The 18,953-nt window shown below is 47.0% G+C and carries 14 protein-coding genes; 8 read left to right on the forward strand and 6 right to left on the reverse strand.

Going from position 1 to position 18,953, the window contains the following annotated elements; genetic code table 11:
• Positions 1-7: 7 nt before the first annotated feature.
• A complete protein-coding gene (locus G8759_RS06690) occupies positions 8-3,076 on the reverse strand; it encodes a SusC/RagA family TonB-linked outer membrane protein (protein WP_167206384.1) in 3,069 nt (1,022 codons plus the stop codon).
• 274 nt (positions 3,077-3,350) lie between these two features.
• Here G8759_RS06690 and G8759_RS06695 point away from each other — a divergent pair, with 274 nt between their 5' ends.
• Positions 3,351-6,170 (forward strand): two-component regulator propeller domain-containing protein, encoded by a 2,820-nt coding sequence (locus G8759_RS06695; RefSeq protein WP_167206386.1) that lies wholly within the window; start codon positions 3,351-3,353, stop codon positions 6,168-6,170.
• A gap of 42 nt (positions 6,171-6,212) precedes the next feature.
• Here the strand turns inward: G8759_RS06695 and G8759_RS06700 are convergent, their stop codons facing one another.
• The 3 genes from G8759_RS06700 to G8759_RS06710 all read right to left on the reverse strand — a co-directional run bounded on the left by G8759_RS06700 (position 6,213) and on the right by G8759_RS06710 (position 9,331).
• On the reverse strand, positions 6,213-7,034 hold the full coding sequence (locus G8759_RS06700; RefSeq protein WP_167206388.1) for an energy transducer TonB: 822 nt from the start codon (positions 7,032-7,034) through the stop codon (positions 6,213-6,215).
• 118 nt (positions 7,035-7,152) lie between these two features.
• Positions 7,153-7,875: a hypothetical protein gene (locus G8759_RS06705; RefSeq protein WP_167206390.1), complete on the reverse strand. Its 723-nt coding sequence runs from the start codon at positions 7,873-7,875 to the stop codon at positions 7,153-7,155.
• Positions 7,876-8,122: 247 nt separating this feature from the next.
• A complete protein-coding gene (locus G8759_RS06710) occupies positions 8,123-9,331 on the reverse strand; it encodes a saccharopine dehydrogenase family protein (RefSeq protein ID WP_167206392.1) in 1,209 nt (402 codons plus the stop codon).
• A 205-nt stretch (positions 9,332-9,536) separates the two neighbouring features.
• Here G8759_RS06710 and G8759_RS06715 point away from each other — a divergent pair, with 205 nt between their 5' ends.
• Together G8759_RS06715 and G8759_RS06720 are read left to right on the forward strand one after the other, a co-directional pair.
• The gene (locus G8759_RS06715; protein ID WP_167206394.1) at positions 9,537-9,968 is read left to right on the forward strand and encodes a WapI family immunity protein; all 432 of its coding nucleotides are present in this window, start codon (positions 9,537-9,539) and stop codon (positions 9,966-9,968) included.
• Positions 9,969-10,540: 572 nt separating this feature from the next.
• On the forward strand, positions 10,541-11,191 hold the full coding sequence (locus tag G8759_RS06720; RefSeq protein ID WP_232074155.1) for a TetR/AcrR family transcriptional regulator: 651 nt from the start codon (positions 10,541-10,543) through the stop codon (positions 11,189-11,191).
• 71 nt (positions 11,192-11,262) lie between these two features.
• Here the strand turns inward: G8759_RS06720 and G8759_RS06725 are convergent, their stop codons facing one another.
• Positions 11,263-12,558 carry an aminopeptidase P family protein gene (locus G8759_RS06725; RefSeq protein ID WP_167206397.1) on the reverse strand — a complete coding sequence of 432 codons (1,296 nt, stop codon included), beginning with the start codon at positions 12,556-12,558 and terminating at the stop codon, positions 11,263-11,265.
• A 136-nt stretch (positions 12,559-12,694) separates the two neighbouring features.
• Between G8759_RS06725 and G8759_RS06730 the strand changes: the two genes are divergently transcribed.
• The 5 genes from G8759_RS06730 to G8759_RS06750 all read left to right on the forward strand — a co-directional run bounded on the left by G8759_RS06730 (position 12,695) and on the right by G8759_RS06750 (position 17,764).
• Positions 12,695-14,293, forward strand: a complete 1,599-nt coding sequence (locus G8759_RS06730) for a S8 family serine peptidase (protein ID WP_167206399.1) — start codon at positions 12,695-12,697, stop codon at positions 14,291-14,293.
• 177 nt (positions 14,294-14,470) lie between these two features.
• Positions 14,471-15,319, forward strand: a complete 849-nt coding sequence (locus G8759_RS06735; RefSeq protein ID WP_167206401.1) for a hypothetical protein — start codon at positions 14,471-14,473, stop codon at positions 15,317-15,319.
• Positions 15,320-15,400: 81 nt separating this feature from the next.
• Positions 15,401-16,072: a response regulator transcription factor gene (locus G8759_RS06740; RefSeq protein WP_167206403.1), complete on the forward strand. Its 672-nt coding sequence runs from the start codon at positions 15,401-15,403 to the stop codon at positions 16,070-16,072.
• A complete protein-coding gene (locus G8759_RS06745; protein WP_167206404.1) occupies positions 16,069-17,388 on the forward strand; it encodes a sensor histidine kinase in 1,320 nt (439 codons plus the stop codon). Before G8759_RS06740 ends, G8759_RS06745 begins: the two co-directional genes overlap by 4 nt.
• 4 nt (positions 17,389-17,392) lie before the next feature.
• Complete coding sequence (locus G8759_RS06750) at positions 17,393-17,764, forward strand: DMT family protein (protein WP_167206406.1); 372 nt, start codon at positions 17,393-17,395, stop codon at positions 17,762-17,764.
• 94 nt (positions 17,765-17,858) lie between these two features.
• On the opposite strand, the gene rfaD is transcribed toward G8759_RS06750, so the two are convergent.
• Positions 17,859-18,824 (reverse strand): ADP-glyceromanno-heptose 6-epimerase, encoded by a 966-nt coding sequence (gene rfaD, locus G8759_RS06755; RefSeq protein WP_167206408.1) that lies wholly within the window; start codon positions 18,822-18,824, stop codon positions 17,859-17,861.
• Positions 18,825-18,953 lie beyond the last annotated feature (129 nt).

Consider the following 18,953-nt stretch of genomic DNA (forward strand, 5'->3'; position numbering starts at 1 on the left):
AGTTCGATTAAAAGCCTACGTTTAGCCCAAAGGCAACCGTACTGGCAGTTGGATAGGCGTTCAACTCGATGCCCTGTGTGGTGGGGCTTCCGGTTGTTACGATACCTGCATTACTGGTTGTGTTGAAACCCGGTAATTCGGCCGTAAAACCGCTGTATTTTTTTATTGTAAATAGGTTTTGACCAGTTACAAACACTCTTGCGGTGGTGATGCCCACCTTTTGCAGCAGCGTACCGGGCAATTGATAGCCCAGCGTCAGGTTATTGATCCGGGCAAAATTACCGGATTCGATGAAGTAGGTAGAAGCGGGCAGGTTGCCACTGTTTGCCGCTGGGTTCGTTTGTGTTCCGCTCGATGGTGTCCAGCGGTTGTAGGCCATCGACCGCTCGACGTTGTCCAGCGCACTCTGGCGGAAAGCCCGCTTCCCATTATAAATCTGGTTGCCAACGTTGCCGTAAAAATCGGCGCTCAGGTCAAACCCTTTGTAGGTTAGCCCCAAATTCAGCCCGAAGTAAGCTTTCGGTTGGTAGGAGCCTGCAAACACACGATCATTATCATCAATCTTCCCATCGCCGTTCGTGTCCTGATATTTAAAATCGCCGGGATTGGCCGAAGGCTGAATAATCTGACCCGTAGCGTTCTTGTAATTACTGATATCGGCGTCATTCTGGAAAACGCCCAGCACCTGAAGTACATAGAAACTACCTACGGGCTGTCCGTTATCGGTTCGGGTCGTATACTGCTGATTCCCCCCAATGGACCCATCGAGAATGGGTTGACCACCATTTAGACCGATGACCTTATTCTGGTTCAGCGTAGCATTTCCCCCAATGCGATACGATAAATCGTTTGTTATTTTTCCGCGCCAGCTCAACGTTAATTCAACGCCCTGATTCTGAATAGACGCTGCATTTGTCAGGACAACACCATCAGCATCACCCGTTACGGATGGCACTTTAACGTTGATCAGCAGATCGCGGGATTTTTTGTTGTAGTAGTTTAGTTCGCCGGTCAGCCTACCGCTCAGTGCCGTAAATTCAATACCCAGATCCGCTTCTTCAGTTGTTTCCCACTTCACGTTGGGGTCTTTAATCTGGGTAATGGCACTACCAGGTGTGGCAATACCTCCGCCAAACGGATACGCCAGGTTAGGAGTAACGGTAACTGTATACGCATCGGTCGGAATCCGGTCGTTCCCGACTTTGCCCCAGCTAGCTCGTAGTTTGAGCATGTCGAAAATGTGCTGGTTAGCCATGAAGTCCTCATTGCTGATCACCCAGCCCGCACCTACTGAGGGGAAATAACCCCATCGGTTCTGAGCCGGAAAGCGCGACGAGCCATCGGCCCGAATCGTAGCCGTGAGCAGGTATTTGTCGTTGAAGCTATAATTCAGCCGGCCGATGTAGGAATTCCGATTGTATTGGTCTCCGGCACCATCGTTGGTTGAGGTGTTGGCATCGCCCGTATTGATGTACCACAGGTTTTGTGCGGCCGGTACATCTTTCCGATAAGCCGTGAAGCTGGTCAGGGTGTATTTTTCGGCGGTTGTACCCACCAGCACTGTCAGAGCGTGTTTATCAAACTTCTTGTTAAACGTTACCAGGTTATCCCAGGTCCAGTGAAAGGTCCGGGTGTTTATAAACTTAAGATTACTGTTCGGATTTCGTTGGTTTCCGCCAGGGTTGATGAATGTTGTTGTATCGTTATTGAACTGATAATTGTACTCCCGGCTGTTCAGATTGACCCAGTCGCCCCCCAGATTACTCCGGAAGGTTAACCACTCAATGGGCTTGATTTCGAGGTAGGCCGATCCGAGAAGGCGGTTGTCCTGTGCGTGGTTGTTATTCTTTTCAATATCCAGCAGTGGATTACCTACATTCTGATAAACGGAGGTATTACCATACTTGCCATTTTCTTTCGATTGAATGATTGGGGCCGCCCTATAAGCATTGTTATAGGCCGAACTCAGGTTGGCAATCTGGTTGTCGCCGTTGGCATAGGAGGCTGATAGTCCTGCTTTAACGTGCTTATTGAACGTAAAATCGTTGTTTGCCCGGATCGAGAATCGCTTGTATACATTATCGATAACCAGCCCCTGATCGGTATAATAACCTGCGCTGACAAAATAGGTAGATTTGTCGGTGCCTCCATTGATCGAGAGACCATGATTCTGCTGAAAGCCATTACGCAGAATTTGTTTATACCAATCGGTAGACGTGCTGCCTGGACTGACCAGATTTCCGCTGGCCACACTGGCGTAATTGGCATATTCGGCAGCATTGGCCATCGGAACCAGGTAGGAAGGCATCCGAAAGCCTGCATTTCCCGAATAATTCACGGTCATTTTTCCGGCCGTACCGCGCTTGGTTGTGATAATAATGACTCCGTTTGCTCCGCGGGAGCCGTAAATAGCCGTTGCCGAAGCATCTTTCAGAACGTCTACGTTTACAATGTCAGCCGTATTAATATTGGTAATATCATCGGTTAGGACACCATCTACGACAAAGAGAGCTGCGGTGCCGCCAATGGCGCTACCAGTCCCCCGAATACGCACAACCGGAGAACTGCCCGGCTGACCACTGCTAATAATTTGTACCCCGGCGGCTTTTCCCTGAAGAGCCTGCGTAGCGGTCAATACGGGTTGTTTAACCAGTTCATCGCCCTTAATGGTAACGGTTGCGCCGGTAACGTCAGACTTTCGCTGAGTTCCATAACCGACTACGACAACCTCATCGAGTGCCTTGGTATCCTCCTCGAGCGTAACATTAATCGCTGTTCTACCGCCAACAGGTACTTCAGATTTACCGAAACCAATGCTCGAAAAAACCAGAGTCGCATTCTCTGCAACCTGTATGCTGTAGGTGCCTGTTGCGTCAGTTACTGTGCCGGTATTTGTGCCTTTCACCTGAACAGTAACACCGGGCAGGCTTGTATTGGTAGCTTTGTCAGTGACTTTGCCTGTTACGCGGATATCAGCCTTCCCGGCTATGGAATCGTTTGCGAGCAGAATAAATAGAGGGGCAACTAGTAATGGCACCAGCCATCTTGCGTTCCGGTTAAGAAGAATGTTTCTCATATATAAATCGATTAAAACCATTGCTGGAAAAAAGTTGACGGTCGTCTTCGTTAGATAGCACGGTTACCAGTTTCGTCAAGAATTAGCAATAATTTTCTTATATTTTTTTGTACAAAAGTAGGTGCATGATAACTTGCCACCTAAAAATGGAGTACATCATTACCACATCATATCTTGTTTTTTAGCTTATTTAGGCTGGTTTTTATCACATCAAGACTTTGTTGATCTGCTATTTATGAGAAAGTCGAGAGTGGACCGTATAATATACTTTTACTTGATAGCCTTTGTCTGGATTCTACTGTTATGCGGAGTTTGTCGGACTAGTATTGCTCAGTCTCCCTATGCATTTTGTCGTCCGGAGTTGATTCACTACACCCGGCAAACCTATAATGCCTATCACCAGAATTGGGGTGTCGCCCAGCATCGTCAGACTCGATTTTTGTATTTTGCAAACTCGAAAGGACTACTTGAGTTTGATGGAAGTAGCTGGCGAACCTATGAGTTGCCTGGAAAGCAAAAAGTACGTTCGGTTGCTATTGATGAACAGGGGAGAGTTTATACGGGGGCGCTTGGTGAATTTGGCTACTGGTCGCCGGGGCCATTGGGCGAACTGGTCTATCACTCGCTGGCCGATCGGGTTAAAGAGAAATCCTTTCGGAATGAAGAAATCTGGAATATTCTGGTCACTTCCCAGGGAATCCTGTTTCAGTCATTTGCCTTCATTTACCGCTATCAAAAAGGGCAGGTTCAACTCCTTCAGCCACCCGGCAATATTCTATTTGTCCATCAGGCTCATGATAAGCTATTGCTCGAAGTGCTCGATAAAGGGCTTTATGAATTAAAAGGTGATCGGTATAAGCTGATAACGGGGAGCGAATTTCTGGGACGAGAAACTATAAATACCATTTTACCCTTGGGTGACAATGAACTCCTGATAGGCACAGAACGGGCTATTTACCGCTATGATGGTAATCTGTTTCGCCCCTTCAATGAGCAGCTTAATGCATTTATTCAACAGAACAGGCTCAATAGAGGGCTGGTCGTTGGGCCAGATTTATATGCTTTTGGTACACTGTTGAACGGGGTTTTACTAACCAATGCTGCGGGGCAGATTCGCTACCACTTCAGTCAGAAGAATGGCTTGCAGAATAGTACCGTTCTGGCAATGTGCCAGGATGCAGAAGGCAATCTTTGGGTAGGGCTGGATAAAGGTATTGATCTCATTAACCTCAACTCCCCAATTCGCTATTTTAGCGATAATGAGGGCGATTTGGGGACACTCTATGATATGGCACAATATGCTGACAATCTGTATTTAGGGACAAATCAGGGAGTTTATTATAAGCCGCTCGTTCGAAATGATGAACCCTTTCGCTTAATTTCCGGAACGCAGGGCCAGGTTTGGGATCTTGCTGTGATCGATGGCGAGTTGCTGTGTGGCCATAATAAAGGTACGTTTAAAATTCAGGGTTCACAGGCTCAACTGCTAAACAGTATTACCGGAGGATGGGTATTGCATCGCCTGAATCGTCACCCTGATCTGCTTATTCAGGGGACCTATACAAAACTGTGTATTTACCAGAAAAACAGTCAGGGGCGGTGGACCTTTTCGCATACGGTCGACGGGTTCTCAGCACCGGTTCGACAACTGGAGGAAGACGCAGATGGTACGATATGGGTGAATAAAGCACCAAACCAGGGTTTACAGCGGCTTCGTTTATCGGCCGATTTGCGACGGGTTGAAGCGACTAAGGAATATTCTGATGCAGATTTTCATGGACCAGCCGTTAATTTATGCCGTATTCAGCAACACATTGTGGTAACTTCGGAAAAGGGCTTATTGGCCTACGATGCTTCCTCAGATCGGTTTATTTCGGCTCAGTCGGTTTATCCCTGGCTTGGAGCAACGGCCCGTAAGTTATTTCCGGTGTCAGATGCAGAGTTATTTTTACTTCGTCAGGATGGAACGTTAAGCTGGACGCGCCAGGGGACGAGTCCTGTCGGTGATATTCCGGTTAAAACGAATGAGTGGGTAGAAGAGTATGAAAACATTGTTCCACTCGACACAAACTATATTGCCATTTGCCGCGAAAATGGGTTTGCTTTATTGCCCCGAAAAGAATTAGCTCAGCTTGTTGGTGGGGCGGTTCGGCGACCGGTGATCCGGTCTGTATCGGTTGTCGATGGTCCTGCCTCGAATTACATATTCCAGGGGCCAGCGCCATTGCTTTCGTTTTCGCATCGTCAGGCAAACCTGTTCATTACATTTTCCACACCGTATTATACCCGTCCGGCGAAATACAGCTACTGGCTTGAAAACAATATGGAGACCTGGTCGCCCTATCTGAGTATTCATCAGAAGGAGTTCAGTAATCTGCCGCCCGGACAATACAAATTGCACCTAAAATCAAATCTTAATGCTGAAGAAAGCACATTAGCTTTTGAGATTCGCCCTCCGTGGTATTGGACTGCCTGGAGTAAGATCGTGTATCTGTTTTTGATGGGTGGATTATTGAAGCTGTTCTACCAACTTCATCTTCGGCGGGTAGCCGTTCAGCAAAACCGGATTCGCGAAAAGCTTGAAGAAAAATTGCGCCATCAGGAAGAGCAAAGCCAACGGGAAATTATTCTGCTCCAGAAAGAACAGTTAGAACAGGGGCTGATTCAAAAATCGGAAGAACTGGCAAATTCGACGATGTCGCTTATCCAGAAAAACGAACTACTGGTGAAATTAAAAGATGAACTGGATCGGGTAAAAGCCCGGTCTGGCAATAAGCTTTCTGGTGAAGATTTCCAGCGAATCAATACGCTGATTGAGGCTAATATTTCTACGGATCAGGATTGGAAACTATTTGAAGCAAACTTTAATAAAGTACACGAACAGTTTTTAAAACACCTGATCGAAAACTACCCCGACCTCAGCCAGGGCGACCTGAAACTAGCTGCTTATCTTCGAATGAACCTATCAACCAAGGAGATTGCTCAGTTGCTGAATATAACCCATCGAAGTGTTGAATTGAAACGATACCGACTTCGTAAAAAGCTGGATATCGAAGGCGATATTAACCTTAGCGAATTTATGATTAAGTATTGATTGTCTGTAGCAAGAATTCCTGCTACAGACAATCCTGAGTTTTCACTCGAGCGTGAAGCTTATCGGTAAGTTGAATTTTACCCGAACCGCTCTGCCCGATTGTTTGCCCGGTTTCCAGTGGGGCATTTTCTGGATAACGCGGGTTGCTTCTTCATCGCACCCAAATCCAATACCTTTTAGTACCTGTACATCGGTCAGGCTACCATCCGAATTGACAACAAAACTTACATAAACCCGGCCCGAAACTCCAGCCGAAGCCGCCGAACGAGGATAACTTAAATTTTTAGACAAGAATTTTCGCATAGCCTCAAGTCCTCCGGGATATTCGGGATTTTGTTCGACGCTGATAAATAACTCATCAGGTTTAGGTTCTGCTTCGATGGCTTTCTCTACAACAGTTGGTGCCGTGGCTTCAGGTGCGGCAATGATGTCAACATCGCCAGTTCCTTCCGCAGTTTGAGTGCCTGAGGTTGCATCCTGAAATTGCTCCGTGGTAGGGGGGAGAGTTTCCACAATGACCTCTTCTTCAGGCATCACAACCAGCGGCAGGTTGCGAACGGTTTTGACCGACGGAGCCTGTTCGACAGGTGGTATTTTTATCGGTTGCTCAACGGGTGGTTCCGCCAGTTTCGTTAGCGTTACTTCTGTCATAACTGGCTTGTCCACCAGTAAATTGTGGGGCCAAAACAGGTTATATAAAGTAGGAGCAGATAAACCTAATAAAAACAGACCGATGCCAAATCCCAGAGCACGGGTGAGTGCAGATCGGTAATGTAAGCGCAAATCGAAGGCGCCATAAGCCCGGTTGCGAGTCTGGAAAATGATCTCGTCAAGGGTGAGTGCAGGAGTATCGGATTTAAGCATGACAGTATGCGGGTTTGGTTCATACCGCATGGATGTCAATCAGCGACAAATTCCATATGAAGCCTAAGCGAGCAGTCATTTGTAAAATGGCTAGCCTCCTTAACAGGCCACCAATTAGTTACAAACTGTCGTATTGCTTCACTAAAGTTATCGCGTCGTCTTCCGTTTTGAAGGCGAGTTGCTGTTGATCCACAAATGTCTTTAATGCCTCTCCTTTATCGCTGAGGGCTTCCAGTATGGCTTTCTTCGAGAGCTTTATTTTTGTGAGTGTCTGATCGGGCTTTAACAGATAATACGTGATGGCATCGTTGAACGAGTCGTAGCGGACATTAGCCGAGTAACCACCCTTATAATCAGCCGATTTAAAGGTTTTTGCCACTCGCTTGAGTAGAGCTGATTTTCCTTCATACAAGATCAGAAAATAGCCATCTTTCACCTCCTCATCACTCGTTTTTGCCATTGGATAACGACTGAACAAGTAAGGTTGCCCATCTGGACTTGTGAGCAGAAAACGGGCAACTGTTTGCCGATCAAGAATGATTGAATCGTTGCCTGATTTAGGTCGGAGTAGAATCAAAGCCTGTCGGTAGGCATCGAACTTAAGCGATACATCCTTATACTGTCGGCCATCGCGAAGGCTAACCTGACCTTTTGACCAGTCGGGCAGTAAATAAGGTGATCCATGCTGCCCTTCATAACGTGAATCAATCTTAAAAATGAGCGGTCCGGTCGATGGATTGTTCAGGTTATTGAGCCGCAAATCGATGGTAGGATCGGTGGCGGTTTGAGCTAATGCGGCTCCGCTTATTGCTATCAGAAAACAGACAAGGATACGTTTCATTCGTAGCAGAAGAATAGTGATTCCGGGTGTTAATAAAACAGAAAGCCGTGCCAGGTTTCTGATGTCACTCAAAATAACCACAGCACGACTTTAATCACAAATAATTGGGTTGGGACTTTTGCTTCGAGCTGTGCCACGGTTTTGAACCGTGGCACAGCTCGAAGCAAAAGTCCTATGGGTAATGGTGGTAAAGAAGTGGCGTATTGGCCATCAAATCACCATCGACCGATATAGCTCATCACTATGTCTAGTATTCGTGTGGCAAGGGCACATCTACCCGGTCATTGACTGGTAGCCCTTGTTTATTCATCTGCTCGATGAATGGATCCGGATCTAATTCTTCGCAGTTCCAGACACCGGGTTTCAGCCAGACACCCGTCAGAATCAGCATGGCTCCGATCATAGCCGGAACGCCCGTTGTGTAGCTAACGGCCTGACCGCGTACTTCACGGTAGGTTTCGGCATGGTCGCAGTTGTTCCAGATGTAGTAAGTACGATCAGCGCCGTCTTTCACTCCCTTTATCTGACAGCCGATGCTGGTTTGACCTGTATAGTTCTCGCCAAGCGTGTCGGGAGCGGGCAGAACAGCTTTCAGGAATTCAAGCGGTACAATGTCCATTCCGTTAAACTTCACCGGATCGATGCGGGTCATACCGACGTTTTGCAAGACCTCAAGATGTGTCAGATAAGCCTGCCCGAACGTCATCCAGAAGCGAGCCCGTTTTAGTGTAGGGAAGTTTTTGACCAGAGACTCCAATTCTTCGTGATACAACACATACGACTCGCGCGGACCTATCTCGGGATAATCAATGGGTTTATGGATACTCATTGCCGGAATTTCGATCCACTCGCCATTTTCCCAGTAGCGCCCTGGCTGTGTAATCTCACGAATATTTATTTCAGGATTGAAGTTGGTGGCAAAGGCTTTACCATGATTGCCCGCATTGCAGTCAACGATGTCCAGGTAGTCCATCCGGTCGAAGTGGTGTTTATTGGCATACGCTGTAAATACCTGCGTAGCACCAGGGTCGAAGCCGCATCCCAGCAGCGCCATCAACCCCGCTTTTTCAAACCGTTCTTTATATGCCCACTGCCAACTGTACTCAAATTTGGCGACATCTTTAGGCTCATAATTAGCCGTATCCATGTAATGCACACCCGCTTCGAGGCAGGCATCCATGATGGGCAGATCCTGATAGGGGAGCGCCACGTTGATAACCAGCACTGGATTGAAAGACTGAATCAGCGAAACCACATCGGCAACCACATCGGCATCTACCTGTGCTGTCTGGATCGTTACGCCGTGCATTTCCTGAATCTCGGCTGCAATTCGGTCGCACTTCGATTGGGTGCGGCTAGCAAGCATTATAGTTGTGAAGATATTGCTGTTCATCGCACATTTGTGCGCTACTACGCTACCAACTCCACCCGCTCCAATAATGAGCACATTTGCCATATTGTTAGATCAGATTTTTTGGCCGCAAAGATAGTCAAAGTCAGTTAGAGAGTCGGTTAAGAGATTATGTTCCCGAATCGATACTACTAACTCTCTGACTTATTTACCTGTTAATTAATTGGCTAACTGATTTTGATGGAAAACAAACAATTAGTATATTTGTTAAGTAGGCAAATAAAAGCGCTCAACTAAGCTTCTGCACGTTATGAAATTTATCTCCTCCTCTGGCTCGTTCGAATTCTCGATACTAGGCTACGGTAATAAAACAACGAATTGGCGCGACCGGAATAATTTGCGGTGTCGGGTCTCGACGATCTGGCGGCAACAACACGATTCGCAGGCGACTCCACTCCAAACCTGGGAAGTTCGGCGGTTGTTAAGCGGCCTGCGTTCACTCTGGAATAAAGCCGTTAATCATGTTGCCTTAACATTCTCCGAGCCCGGCCTAAGCCTTGAAGCGACTGCACTGCCTGGCGATAACTATAAGCTACAGATTCAATTGGACCATGCGTTAACACCCGCATGGCATGCCTATCCTGACTTTCCGTTAGAAATGAATATGCTTCTGAACCGCAAACAATTAGACGAAGCTATTCAGGACCTATCCGGTCAACTAGCCAGCTATCCGGAGCGGTAAATAATGGTAAGTTTATATGTCTAAAGAACAAATCCTGATAAGGCACCTGAGCTTTATCAGGGTTTGCTTTTTAGATATATAAGCTCCTTTTAGACATCCATGGCGTTTTAAGCGATCTCCTGAAAACGTCCTGTTTATCCCTATACTGAGCTTATGTTTTTTAACATATTGATCAGCTGGCTGCGCCAATTTGATCCAATCCCGTACTCCCAACTACGGTTGCTTATCGTAGAATCCTGTCGACGTATTAGCCGCGTATTCGCCACGGGCAATGTTTTTTTTCTCCAGATCAAATTCGCTTTTGAAGGCGCTAGAAACAGGCGTAGCGATCCATTTTGTCTGTTTTGGCTACCAATTGTTGTCTCTACAACAAAAATGGGAGAAGTCACCACCCAACCCCAAAAACAATTTATGAAATTTCCGATACGTCGTTAAGGTAATCTCTTGATAACATCATTAGTTATCCCCATATTTGTCGCCAGTCTAAAGTTTCAGTAGATTTCTTTGTTTGTCTTTACAAAGAATGTAGAGACATTACATCCCTCTTTAACACAAAAAAAACTACTAGCAGTATGAAAATTGTCAAGCGTAGAAATCGCCAGATGACCATGGAGCGTATCTTGCGGGCGATGGGTGATGTAATGGCCGAGCGGGGGACCGAAAAGGCCGGTATTAATGCAGTAGCCGAAAAAGCAGGCGTTAATAAAGTACTGATCTATCGTTATTTTGGTGGCTGGAATGGATTGCTGGAGGCTTATGTTCAACGTGGTTTCTTCTTATCCATGTTCAACGAAAAGTTTCTGGACTCCGTCCCAGATAACCTTCCTTCGGATAACCGAAGCAAAGTATGGTCTGAATATACAATTCAGTTCATGCGCGAATTCCGCACGCGGAAGCCATCACAGGAATTAATCCGGTGGGAAATGAGCCATGGCGAAACAGAACTTGCCCGCCGATTGGCCGAGTTTCGTGACAATTCCTACAAAAAACTGGTTGATAAACTGGCTCCATTTGCCGATTACGACCCTATTGCTATTACGAGTTTGATGGTAGCTGCGGTAACGCATATTGTGCTGACCAGTACACAGCGTGATCATATCGGTGATATTGACCTCCGTACAGAAGCAGGTTGGGAACGGCTCGAAACTGCAGTTCGTCGCATCTACTCAAGTTTGAGCATTGCCCTCGAACGTGAAAATGCTAAAAAAGCTGAAGTAAAGTAATCAGGAATGGTGAGTGATGAATGACAAATTGGTTGTCGCCGTATTTGTCATTCATCGCTCACCATTCCTGTCTATCGGTTCATTAACTCTTCAATCTCCTCTGCTTCGAGCGGAATGTTGGCCATTAGGTCAGTGTTCCCTGACTCCGTAATCAGCACGTTGTTTTCAAGCCTGATGCCGAGTTTTTCTCCAGGAATATAAATGCCTGGTTCAACCGTAAAGACCATTCCGGGCTCCATTCGACGGTATTTATTCCCCACATCGTGAACATCAAGTCCCAGAAAGTGTGACGTGCCGTGCATAAAGTACTTTTTGTACAAAGGTGCGTCAGGATCCTGTTTTTCGACTTCCAGGCGGTCGAGTAAGCCAAGGCCAATAAGTTCCGACTCCATTACTTTGCCTACTTCGCGATGATAATCGTCCCAGAGATTACCGGGCCGAAGCATTTGTTTCGCTTCTTTCAGTACGCGTAATACCGCATCATAAACAGCTCGCTGGCGTTCCGTAAATCGCCCGTTAACAGGTACTGAACGGGTCATATCCGCATTATAATTGGCGTATTCCGCACCTATATCGAGCAAAATCACATCGCCATCCTGGCACTGCTGGCTGTTATCTATGTAGTGCAGTACACAGGCGTTGGCTCCCGAGGCAATGATAGGCGAATAGGCAGCTCCCCGCGACCGGTTGAGGAGGTATTCATGCATCATCTCGGCTTCAATTTCATATTCCCATACACCGGGTTTAATGAAACCCAACAACCGGCGGAACATTTTGTCGGTGATGTTTATGGCTGTCTGAAGCAGTTGCACTTCCTGCGGTAGTTTGATCGCTCGTAAGTAGTGCATCAATGGCGCAAGTCGCTCAAGATGGTGAAGCGGGTATTTTTGTTTGAATTCGTCAATAAATCGGGCATCACGGGTCTGAACATCTATGCCGGCACGGGTGTGCTCATTGGTATTCAGATAAACGTTATCCGCTTCGAAGATCATTTGTACAAAAATCTGCTCAAACTGATGCGTCCAGTAGACCTGCTTTTGTGAAATACCGGAAGTTTGTTCGGCTTCGACTTTAGTAAGCTTATGTCCTTCCCAGATTTCGATCAGTTCGCTGGTTTCGCGCAGAAACAGGACCTCCCGAAATTTAGGGTCGGGGTGGTCTGGAAACAGAACAAGCCGGGTTTCCTCCTGATCGACGCCCGTTAAGTAGAATAAATCGTTGTTTTGCCGAAATGTCATTGTGCCATCGGCATTGGTCGGCATGATGTCATTAGCGTTCAGAATCACCAGCGATTTAGGTTTCAGTAACTGAGTGAGCCGATGACGATTTTGAACGAAAAGTTGATTATCAATGGGCAAGTAGCGCATATCAGGACGTTGAAACTGCTTTTCTAATTAAATTGCAAAGAAAACTCAAAGCTATAAGAGTTTTTGCGTGTTTGTGTGTTTATGTTTTTACATACGGTTTGCCTGGAAAACACGGTAAATAGCTATTTTCTGGTTCATGACGCTTCGCCTAAACTTCTTATTCTGTCTGATTACGCTACTGATTCAAGCGAATCCTGGCGTTTCGCATCCCAATACGACCTGGTTAAATACAAAAGGCTATGGACCAGATAGTCCTAAATACTGGATTCTTTTTAAGGCTAAAGACCAGAGTGTCCGGCCAGCCTTATCGGAAATGGCCATAACCAGGCGAAGAGCCCAGAATTTTCCGCTTGATGAGACAGATCAGCCTGTTTCGGTAGACTATCTAAATCAATTAAAACAGGAAGGTGTTCAACCACTCAATAAATCGCGCTGGCTGAATGCTGTCTCGGCCCGGCTTACGACCAGTCAGTATGCACAGGTTGCGGCTTTACCCTTTGTGGCAGGGATTCAGGCCATTGATCCAGCCATTATCATTACATCAATTGGTAATCCCGATGGGTCCCGTTCAACCAGCCCGCATATGGCTCCGGTTATGACGCAGATTCAGGCTTCCGATTTTGCTCAGGCTGGCCTAACCGGACGATTTGTAAATATTGGTGTTATCGATGCTGGTTTTTTTGGCGCAGATTCGGCTAATGCCCTGAAGCATGTATTCGCGCGGGAGGGTGTAAAACGGGTTCGTGATTATGTGAATGACAAAAAGACCCACGGCGACCTGTTCCATACGCTCGAAACTATGTCGGATTTTCACGGGACCGAAGTTCTGGCAGCCATTGCTGGTAGTGATCCGATCGAAAACACGCAATATGGTCTGGCTACCGATGCAACATTTTATCTGGCACGTACTGATCAGGGCAATCGCGAATACCGGGGCGAAGAAGATAACTGGGTAGCGGCAATGGAGTGGATGGATAGTCTTGGCGTTCGACTGATCAATACATCGCTGGGTTACGCCAAAGGGATGAGTAACCCCAAGGAAAATTATGAACCCCGTCAGATGGATGGCCATACCAGCCTGATTAGTCGGGCGGCACAGATTGCGGCCGATAAAAAAGGTATTCTTATTGTTGTATCAGCCGGAAACGAAGGCGATGATCGTTCATGGCGAATCATCAGCACTCCCGCTGATGCTCAGGGTGTTCTGGCCATTGGTGCAACAAATGCCCGACTTTGGAATCGGATTGGCTACAGCAGTATCGGCCCTGAGAGTTTGCCCTATATGAAACCCAATGTTTCCTGTTTTTCTTTGTATGGAACCTCATTATCGGCGCCGGTCATTACCGGATTTGCAGCCTGTATTATGCAGGCAAATCCGAAATTGACTAATAAGGAGGTCATGGCCATCATTGAAAAATCGTCGCATCTATACCCTTATGGCAACAACTATGTTGGCTATGGTGTGCCGCAAGCCTCCCGGGCGATTTCATTACTTCGGAATCAGCCGTTACCTGCAACAGCCCGCTCTGTAAAAGCTTCCGGTAAGTCATTTACCTTACCCGTGTCGACGGAAGAGTCGGTTGTGTCAGTGTTTCACAAAAAAGATGCCATGCACATTTTGCAGCAGGAGGCCATGAAGGTTAGCAATGGGAAACTGGCGCTCCGTCGGTCAACGGGCGAAAAGCAGACGACTATAGATTTGAAAACAGAAGTCATTGAGGTGATTTGGGAATAATGTTTTGAGTCGTAGAGCAGAGCCGTGCCACGGTTTTGAACCGTGGCACGGCTCTGCTCTACGACTCAAAATAAATGACTTGCGACAGTATGAAGAAAAATTAATTTCGTTTTCAGACTGGCTTTATATGAGGCCGCTAGTTTTGCTTCCATCGTGAACAGTAAATAACAATTGACAATGGAAAGCAACACGAAATTAATTACCCCAATTCTATTTGCGGTCATGCTGGCTGCTTCACAGGTTAATGCCCAGACACTGGGTGAGCCAGGACCGGGTGCGCTACCGTCGCCCATTGCCCTGAACGCCCCATCCAGTCCGGGACTGGATGGTCCCGGGCTGGATGGCCGTAGGCCGCATGGACCTCGAGGAGGTCATCAGCCCGGTGGTCCTGGCAGACATCGTATGGGGCAGCGTCAATCAGGGCCGGGTCAGGCCGATCGAATTGGCCACGAGCGTGGCCTTACATCGCTCACCACCGTTTCTGGAACAGTAGGTCAATGGATTGGTAATGATGATGCTATTCTGGAGGGTTTCACCTTCACCGGATCTGCCAATACACCGACCACTGTAAAATTCCCTCCCCATCTCGGCCAGCAGGTGCAAAAATCCATTAAGCCAGGTAGCAACGTCAGCGTGACTGGCTATTCTGAAATGTCTCCCAAAGGAGAATCGCGCTTTCGGATGGTTAGCCTTACGGCTGGCAAAACGACGATTTCTGACGCTCCTCCAACTATGCCTGTTACGCCCCCGACAGCTCCTTCACAAGCTACGGTAACGGGCAAGATAGCCGACTATCAAATAGGTAGGGATGGACGCGTTAACGGTCTTGTCCTTGATGATAAAACAATTGTACGCGTCCCTCCGCATGTGGCTTATCAACTGACGAATCTGGCTACGAAAGGCAGTACGATTACGGTTCAGGGATACGCTAAAAACCTTCGGGAAGGCCAGGTTCAGTTAGAAAAAACAAACATTCTAAACGCCGTTGTGCTGACAATCAACGGTCAGCAGTATCTGGTTCGCTAATTCATGATTGACTGCTGGAATAGTTGATTTGATGGGTTTCATTCCGCAATTTCAGCAGTCAATTAATCACTCACTATTCGCGTGAAAATTCTGATTATTGAAGATGAACGCAAACTGGCCCGGTTTATAAAGCAGGGACTTGAACAACATGGCCATGTCGCTGACCTGGCTTATTCCGGTTCAGAAGGACTCGATCAGGTTGCCGGAGGCTTATACGATCTTGTGTTGCTGGACTTAATGTTGCCCGGACAGACCGGGTTTGAGGTTCTGAAAAATCTACGAGCCTTTGGCCTGACGGTGCCGGTCATGATTTTATCGGCATTGAGTGATTCCGATAAAGTGATAGAGGGGTTGGATCTTGGCGCCATTGACTACCTTCGGAAACCGTTCGACTTTAACGAGTTGCTGGCTCGGATTCGGGTTTTACAGCGACGAACCCATTCCGGAGATAACGTCGTATTACGCATGGCTGATCTAGAAATGAGGCTTGTTTCGCATGAGGTGTTCAAGGCAGGCATCAAGCTGGAACTGACCAATCGGGAATTTGCTTTACTCGAATTATTCATGCGCCGAATCGGACTATTGGTAACGAAAAATGAGATTGCCGAGAAGGTATGGGCCGCCGATTATGACATGGGCAGTAACGTGATAGAAGTACACATCTATCAATTGCGTAAGAAACTGGATGCGGTTGGTACACGTGGACTGATTGAGACGCTTATCAGCCGTGGTTATCGGCTCAAATCGATATGAACCTGCGCAGCCGGATTGTGCTGGCCGTTACGGCTGTGTTTGCCGGAGTAAGTTTACTGGCCGGTTGGCTCATGCTGATCCGGGCCGAAAATAGCCTCCAGATCGCTTTTGATCGGGCGGTAGCGACCAGGGCTGGATGGTTACTTTCGCAGGTTAGTGTCGATCCGATTGTGTTGCCTTTGCCTACCGAAAGCGAACAGATGCGGGTAATATACCATAGTTATGGTCGGAGCCGTGAGCTTTTTCGTAGTCCTGGCTTTCCAAACGCATCCGGCGTAGGGCACGACGTTGACCGGCATCTGCGTTCTTTCAGATCCATGACGGTTCAGACTATGGCTTATCAGATTCCCAGTGGTCAGGTGAGTCTGACATTAGCAGTGCCCGATGCTAGTTTGATGCAGGATATCCGACAGTTACGCTGGGTCTTTGGGCTTGGTTGGTTCGTAAGCCTGATCCTGGCATTCCTGGGAGGATATGTTATCGCTGGATGGCTATTGAAACCAATTCAGGCAATTGTTCATCAGGCGGGAAAGATCACGAATGCAGCCACAATTGAGCCGATCGCCTTGCCAACCGCTCGTGATGAACTTTATCAGTTAACCGATACGCTAAACCAGATGCTGGCCCGAATTCGGGAAAGTGCTGAACTACAGCGTAATTTTTTTGGAGCCGCTGCGCATGAACTTCGAACACCGCTTGCCATCATGAAAACTGGTCTTGAAGTCACTCTTGACAGTGGTCAGGTAGACGGCCGGACAACACCATTCCTGCTGGGACAACTGGATGAAATAAAACGTCTGACACGTCTGCTCGACGAATTTCTGACGCTTAGCCGCCCTGATCATGCCCATCAGGTACTCAAAACAACACCGGTCGATTTGCCGGAATTAATAAAAAACTGCCTGGCTCAGTTGGAAACTGTAGCCACTGATTATGAAGTAACAACGCAGTTTGAGGAACCAACATTGCTTTCTTCGCCGATCAGAACAGATGCCGTTAAGCTGGAACATGTGTTACTGAATCTGCTCGAAAATGCGATCAAGTATGCCGTTCCGGATAGTGTGGTGAGTATCCGGTTAGTTTGGGAAAACGCACCGACGATTTTTGTCCAGAATCGAACCGTTCGGGAATCCGGGCCTGTGCTTGATCTGATGCAGCCTTACTTTCGGGCTGATCCGCTCAAAGAAGGACATGGACTGGGTTTGTGGATTAGTTATCGTTTAACAACTTTACTTGACGGAGAATTACTCCTCGATTGGCAGGAATTCCGATTTACCAGTACCTTGGTCCTGCCAGAAACTAAAATTTTAGCATAATTAAATGAAAGGACTCTATTGCGTTTTATTGCTCACGTTATCGAACATCTTTATGACACTGGCCTGGTATGGCCACCTGCAACTAAAGCAGTACCCCACATTGGCCAAGCTATCGCTTTTCGGCATTATTATGCTCAGTTGGGGACTTGCCTTTTTCGAATATATTTTTCAGGTGCCAGCTAATCGTATCGGTTCTGAAGAAACGGGTGGCCCGTTTTCGCTTTTCCAACTCAAAACAATTCAGGAAGCTGTTTCGCTGACGGTTTTCACCTTAATAACGGTCTACTTTTTTAAAACCGACAAACTCGCCTGGAATCATCTGGTTGGCTTTGTATTCCTTGTGATCGCGGTATTTTTTATCTTCAAGAAATGGTAAATGCGCTACTCGCCGACGCATAAGAGGCCAGTCATCGGGCGATCGCTGTGCGTCGGCTTCTGGTGGCCAAAAACAAAAGAATGATTACCGGCAGCTAGAGATACTTTCCTTCTTTGAGGTATTTTTTTACGTAATCAGAAACGCCTTCTTCGAGCGAATGGAATGGCCTGTCATAACCAATAGAACGAAGCTTAGCCATGTTGGCCTGCGTAAAATACTGGTATTTATCGCGGATATCGACGGGGGTATCGATAAACTCGATCTGCGGATCGCGATCCATAGCCCGGAAAGTAAGTGTCGCCAGATCGAGGAATGTACGGGCTTTGCCACTTCCGAGGTTGTAGATACCTGAATTGCGTCGGTGATGCATCAGAAATGAACAAACTTCGATTACGTCTTTCACGTAAATGAAATCACGCATCTGTCCACCGTCGGTATAATCAGGGTTATGTGACCGGAACAGCCTCATGTGACCGGATTGGCAAATCTGGTTGTAGGCATGGTAAATTACCGATGCCATACGGTCTTTATGATATTCATTGGGCCCGTAGACGTTGAAAAATTTCAGTCCAGCCCAGAAAAAGGGTTTACGTTCCTGCTCCAGTGCCCAGATATCAAATTCATTCTTTGAATCACCGTACGGATTGAGCGGCTTCAACTGCGGAATGATCGACTCATTATCATCATACCCAAACTCGCCCATACCATAAGTTGCTGCCGATGACGCATATACGAGGGGAATCTGATAATCAATACAGCGATTCCAGATTTGCTTGGAATACTCAACGTTCAGATGCTCAAAAATCTGGCGGTCAAATTCGGTGGTATCGGTGCGGGCACCGATGTGAAAAATAAATTCCACCTCCTGATAATTGTTGTCGAGCCAGCCGAAAAACTCTTCCCGGTCAACGCGTTCCTGAATCCGTTTCCCAGTCAGATTTGCTTCTTTACGAGGGTCCGAAAAATCATCGACAGCAATGATAAAATTGAAATTTTCCTGATTCAATTTGCTGATCAAACAGCTTCCGATAAAGCCAGCGGCCCCCGTAACAATAATCATAAAGAGCTAGAAGTAAACGTATTGATTGCGATAAAGAGAAAAAAGCTAGCTAGCATGAAGTGAAAGTGGCTGTAAAGATACAGATTTTAAGATGAACAAAGGAATAGCGTTTTTAGGGATTAAATTGTA

Source organism: Spirosoma aureum (assembly GCF_011604685.1).
Taxonomy (GTDB): Bacteria; Bacteroidota; Bacteroidia; order Cytophagales; family Spirosomataceae; genus Spirosoma; species Spirosoma aureum.

Coding starts and splice junctions, on each gene's coding strand:
- G8759_RS06725 (WP_167206397.1), bottom strand. CDS start 12,558: ATGCGCTACTTGCCCATTGATAATCAACTTTTCGTTCAAAATCGTCAT.
- G8759_RS06700 (WP_167206388.1), bottom strand. CDS start 7,034: ATGCTTAAATCCGATACTCCTGCACTCACCCTTGACGAGATCATTTTC.
- G8759_RS06705 (WP_167206390.1), bottom strand. CDS start 7,875: ATGAAACGTATCCTTGTCTGTTTTCTGATAGCAATAAGCGGAGCCGCA.
- G8759_RS06690 (WP_167206384.1), bottom strand. CDS start 3,076: ATGAGAAACATTCTTCTTAACCGGAACGCAAGATGGCTGGTGCCATTA.
- G8759_RS06735 (WP_167206401.1), top strand. CDS start 14,471: ATGGAAAGCAACACGAAATTAATTACCCCAATTCTATTTGCGGTCATG.
- rfaD (WP_167206408.1), bottom strand. CDS start 18,824: ATGATTATTGTTACGGGGGCCGCTGGCTTTATCGGAAGCTGTTTGATC.
- G8759_RS06750 (WP_167206406.1), top strand. CDS start 17,393: ATGAAAGGACTCTATTGCGTTTTATTGCTCACGTTATCGAACATCTTT.
- G8759_RS06710 (WP_167206392.1), bottom strand. CDS start 9,331: ATGGCAAATGTGCTCATTATTGGAGCGGGTGGAGTTGGTAGCGTAGTA.
- G8759_RS06730 (WP_167206399.1), top strand. CDS start 12,695: ATGACGCTTCGCCTAAACTTCTTATTCTGTCTGATTACGCTACTGATT.
- G8759_RS06715 (WP_167206394.1), top strand. CDS start 9,537: ATGAAATTTATCTCCTCCTCTGGCTCGTTCGAATTCTCGATACTAGGC.
- G8759_RS06745 (WP_167206404.1), top strand. CDS start 16,069: ATGAACCTGCGCAGCCGGATTGTGCTGGCCGTTACGGCTGTGTTTGCC.
- G8759_RS06720 (WP_232074155.1), top strand. CDS start 10,541: ATGAAAATTGTCAAGCGTAGAAATCGCCAGATGACCATGGAGCGTATC.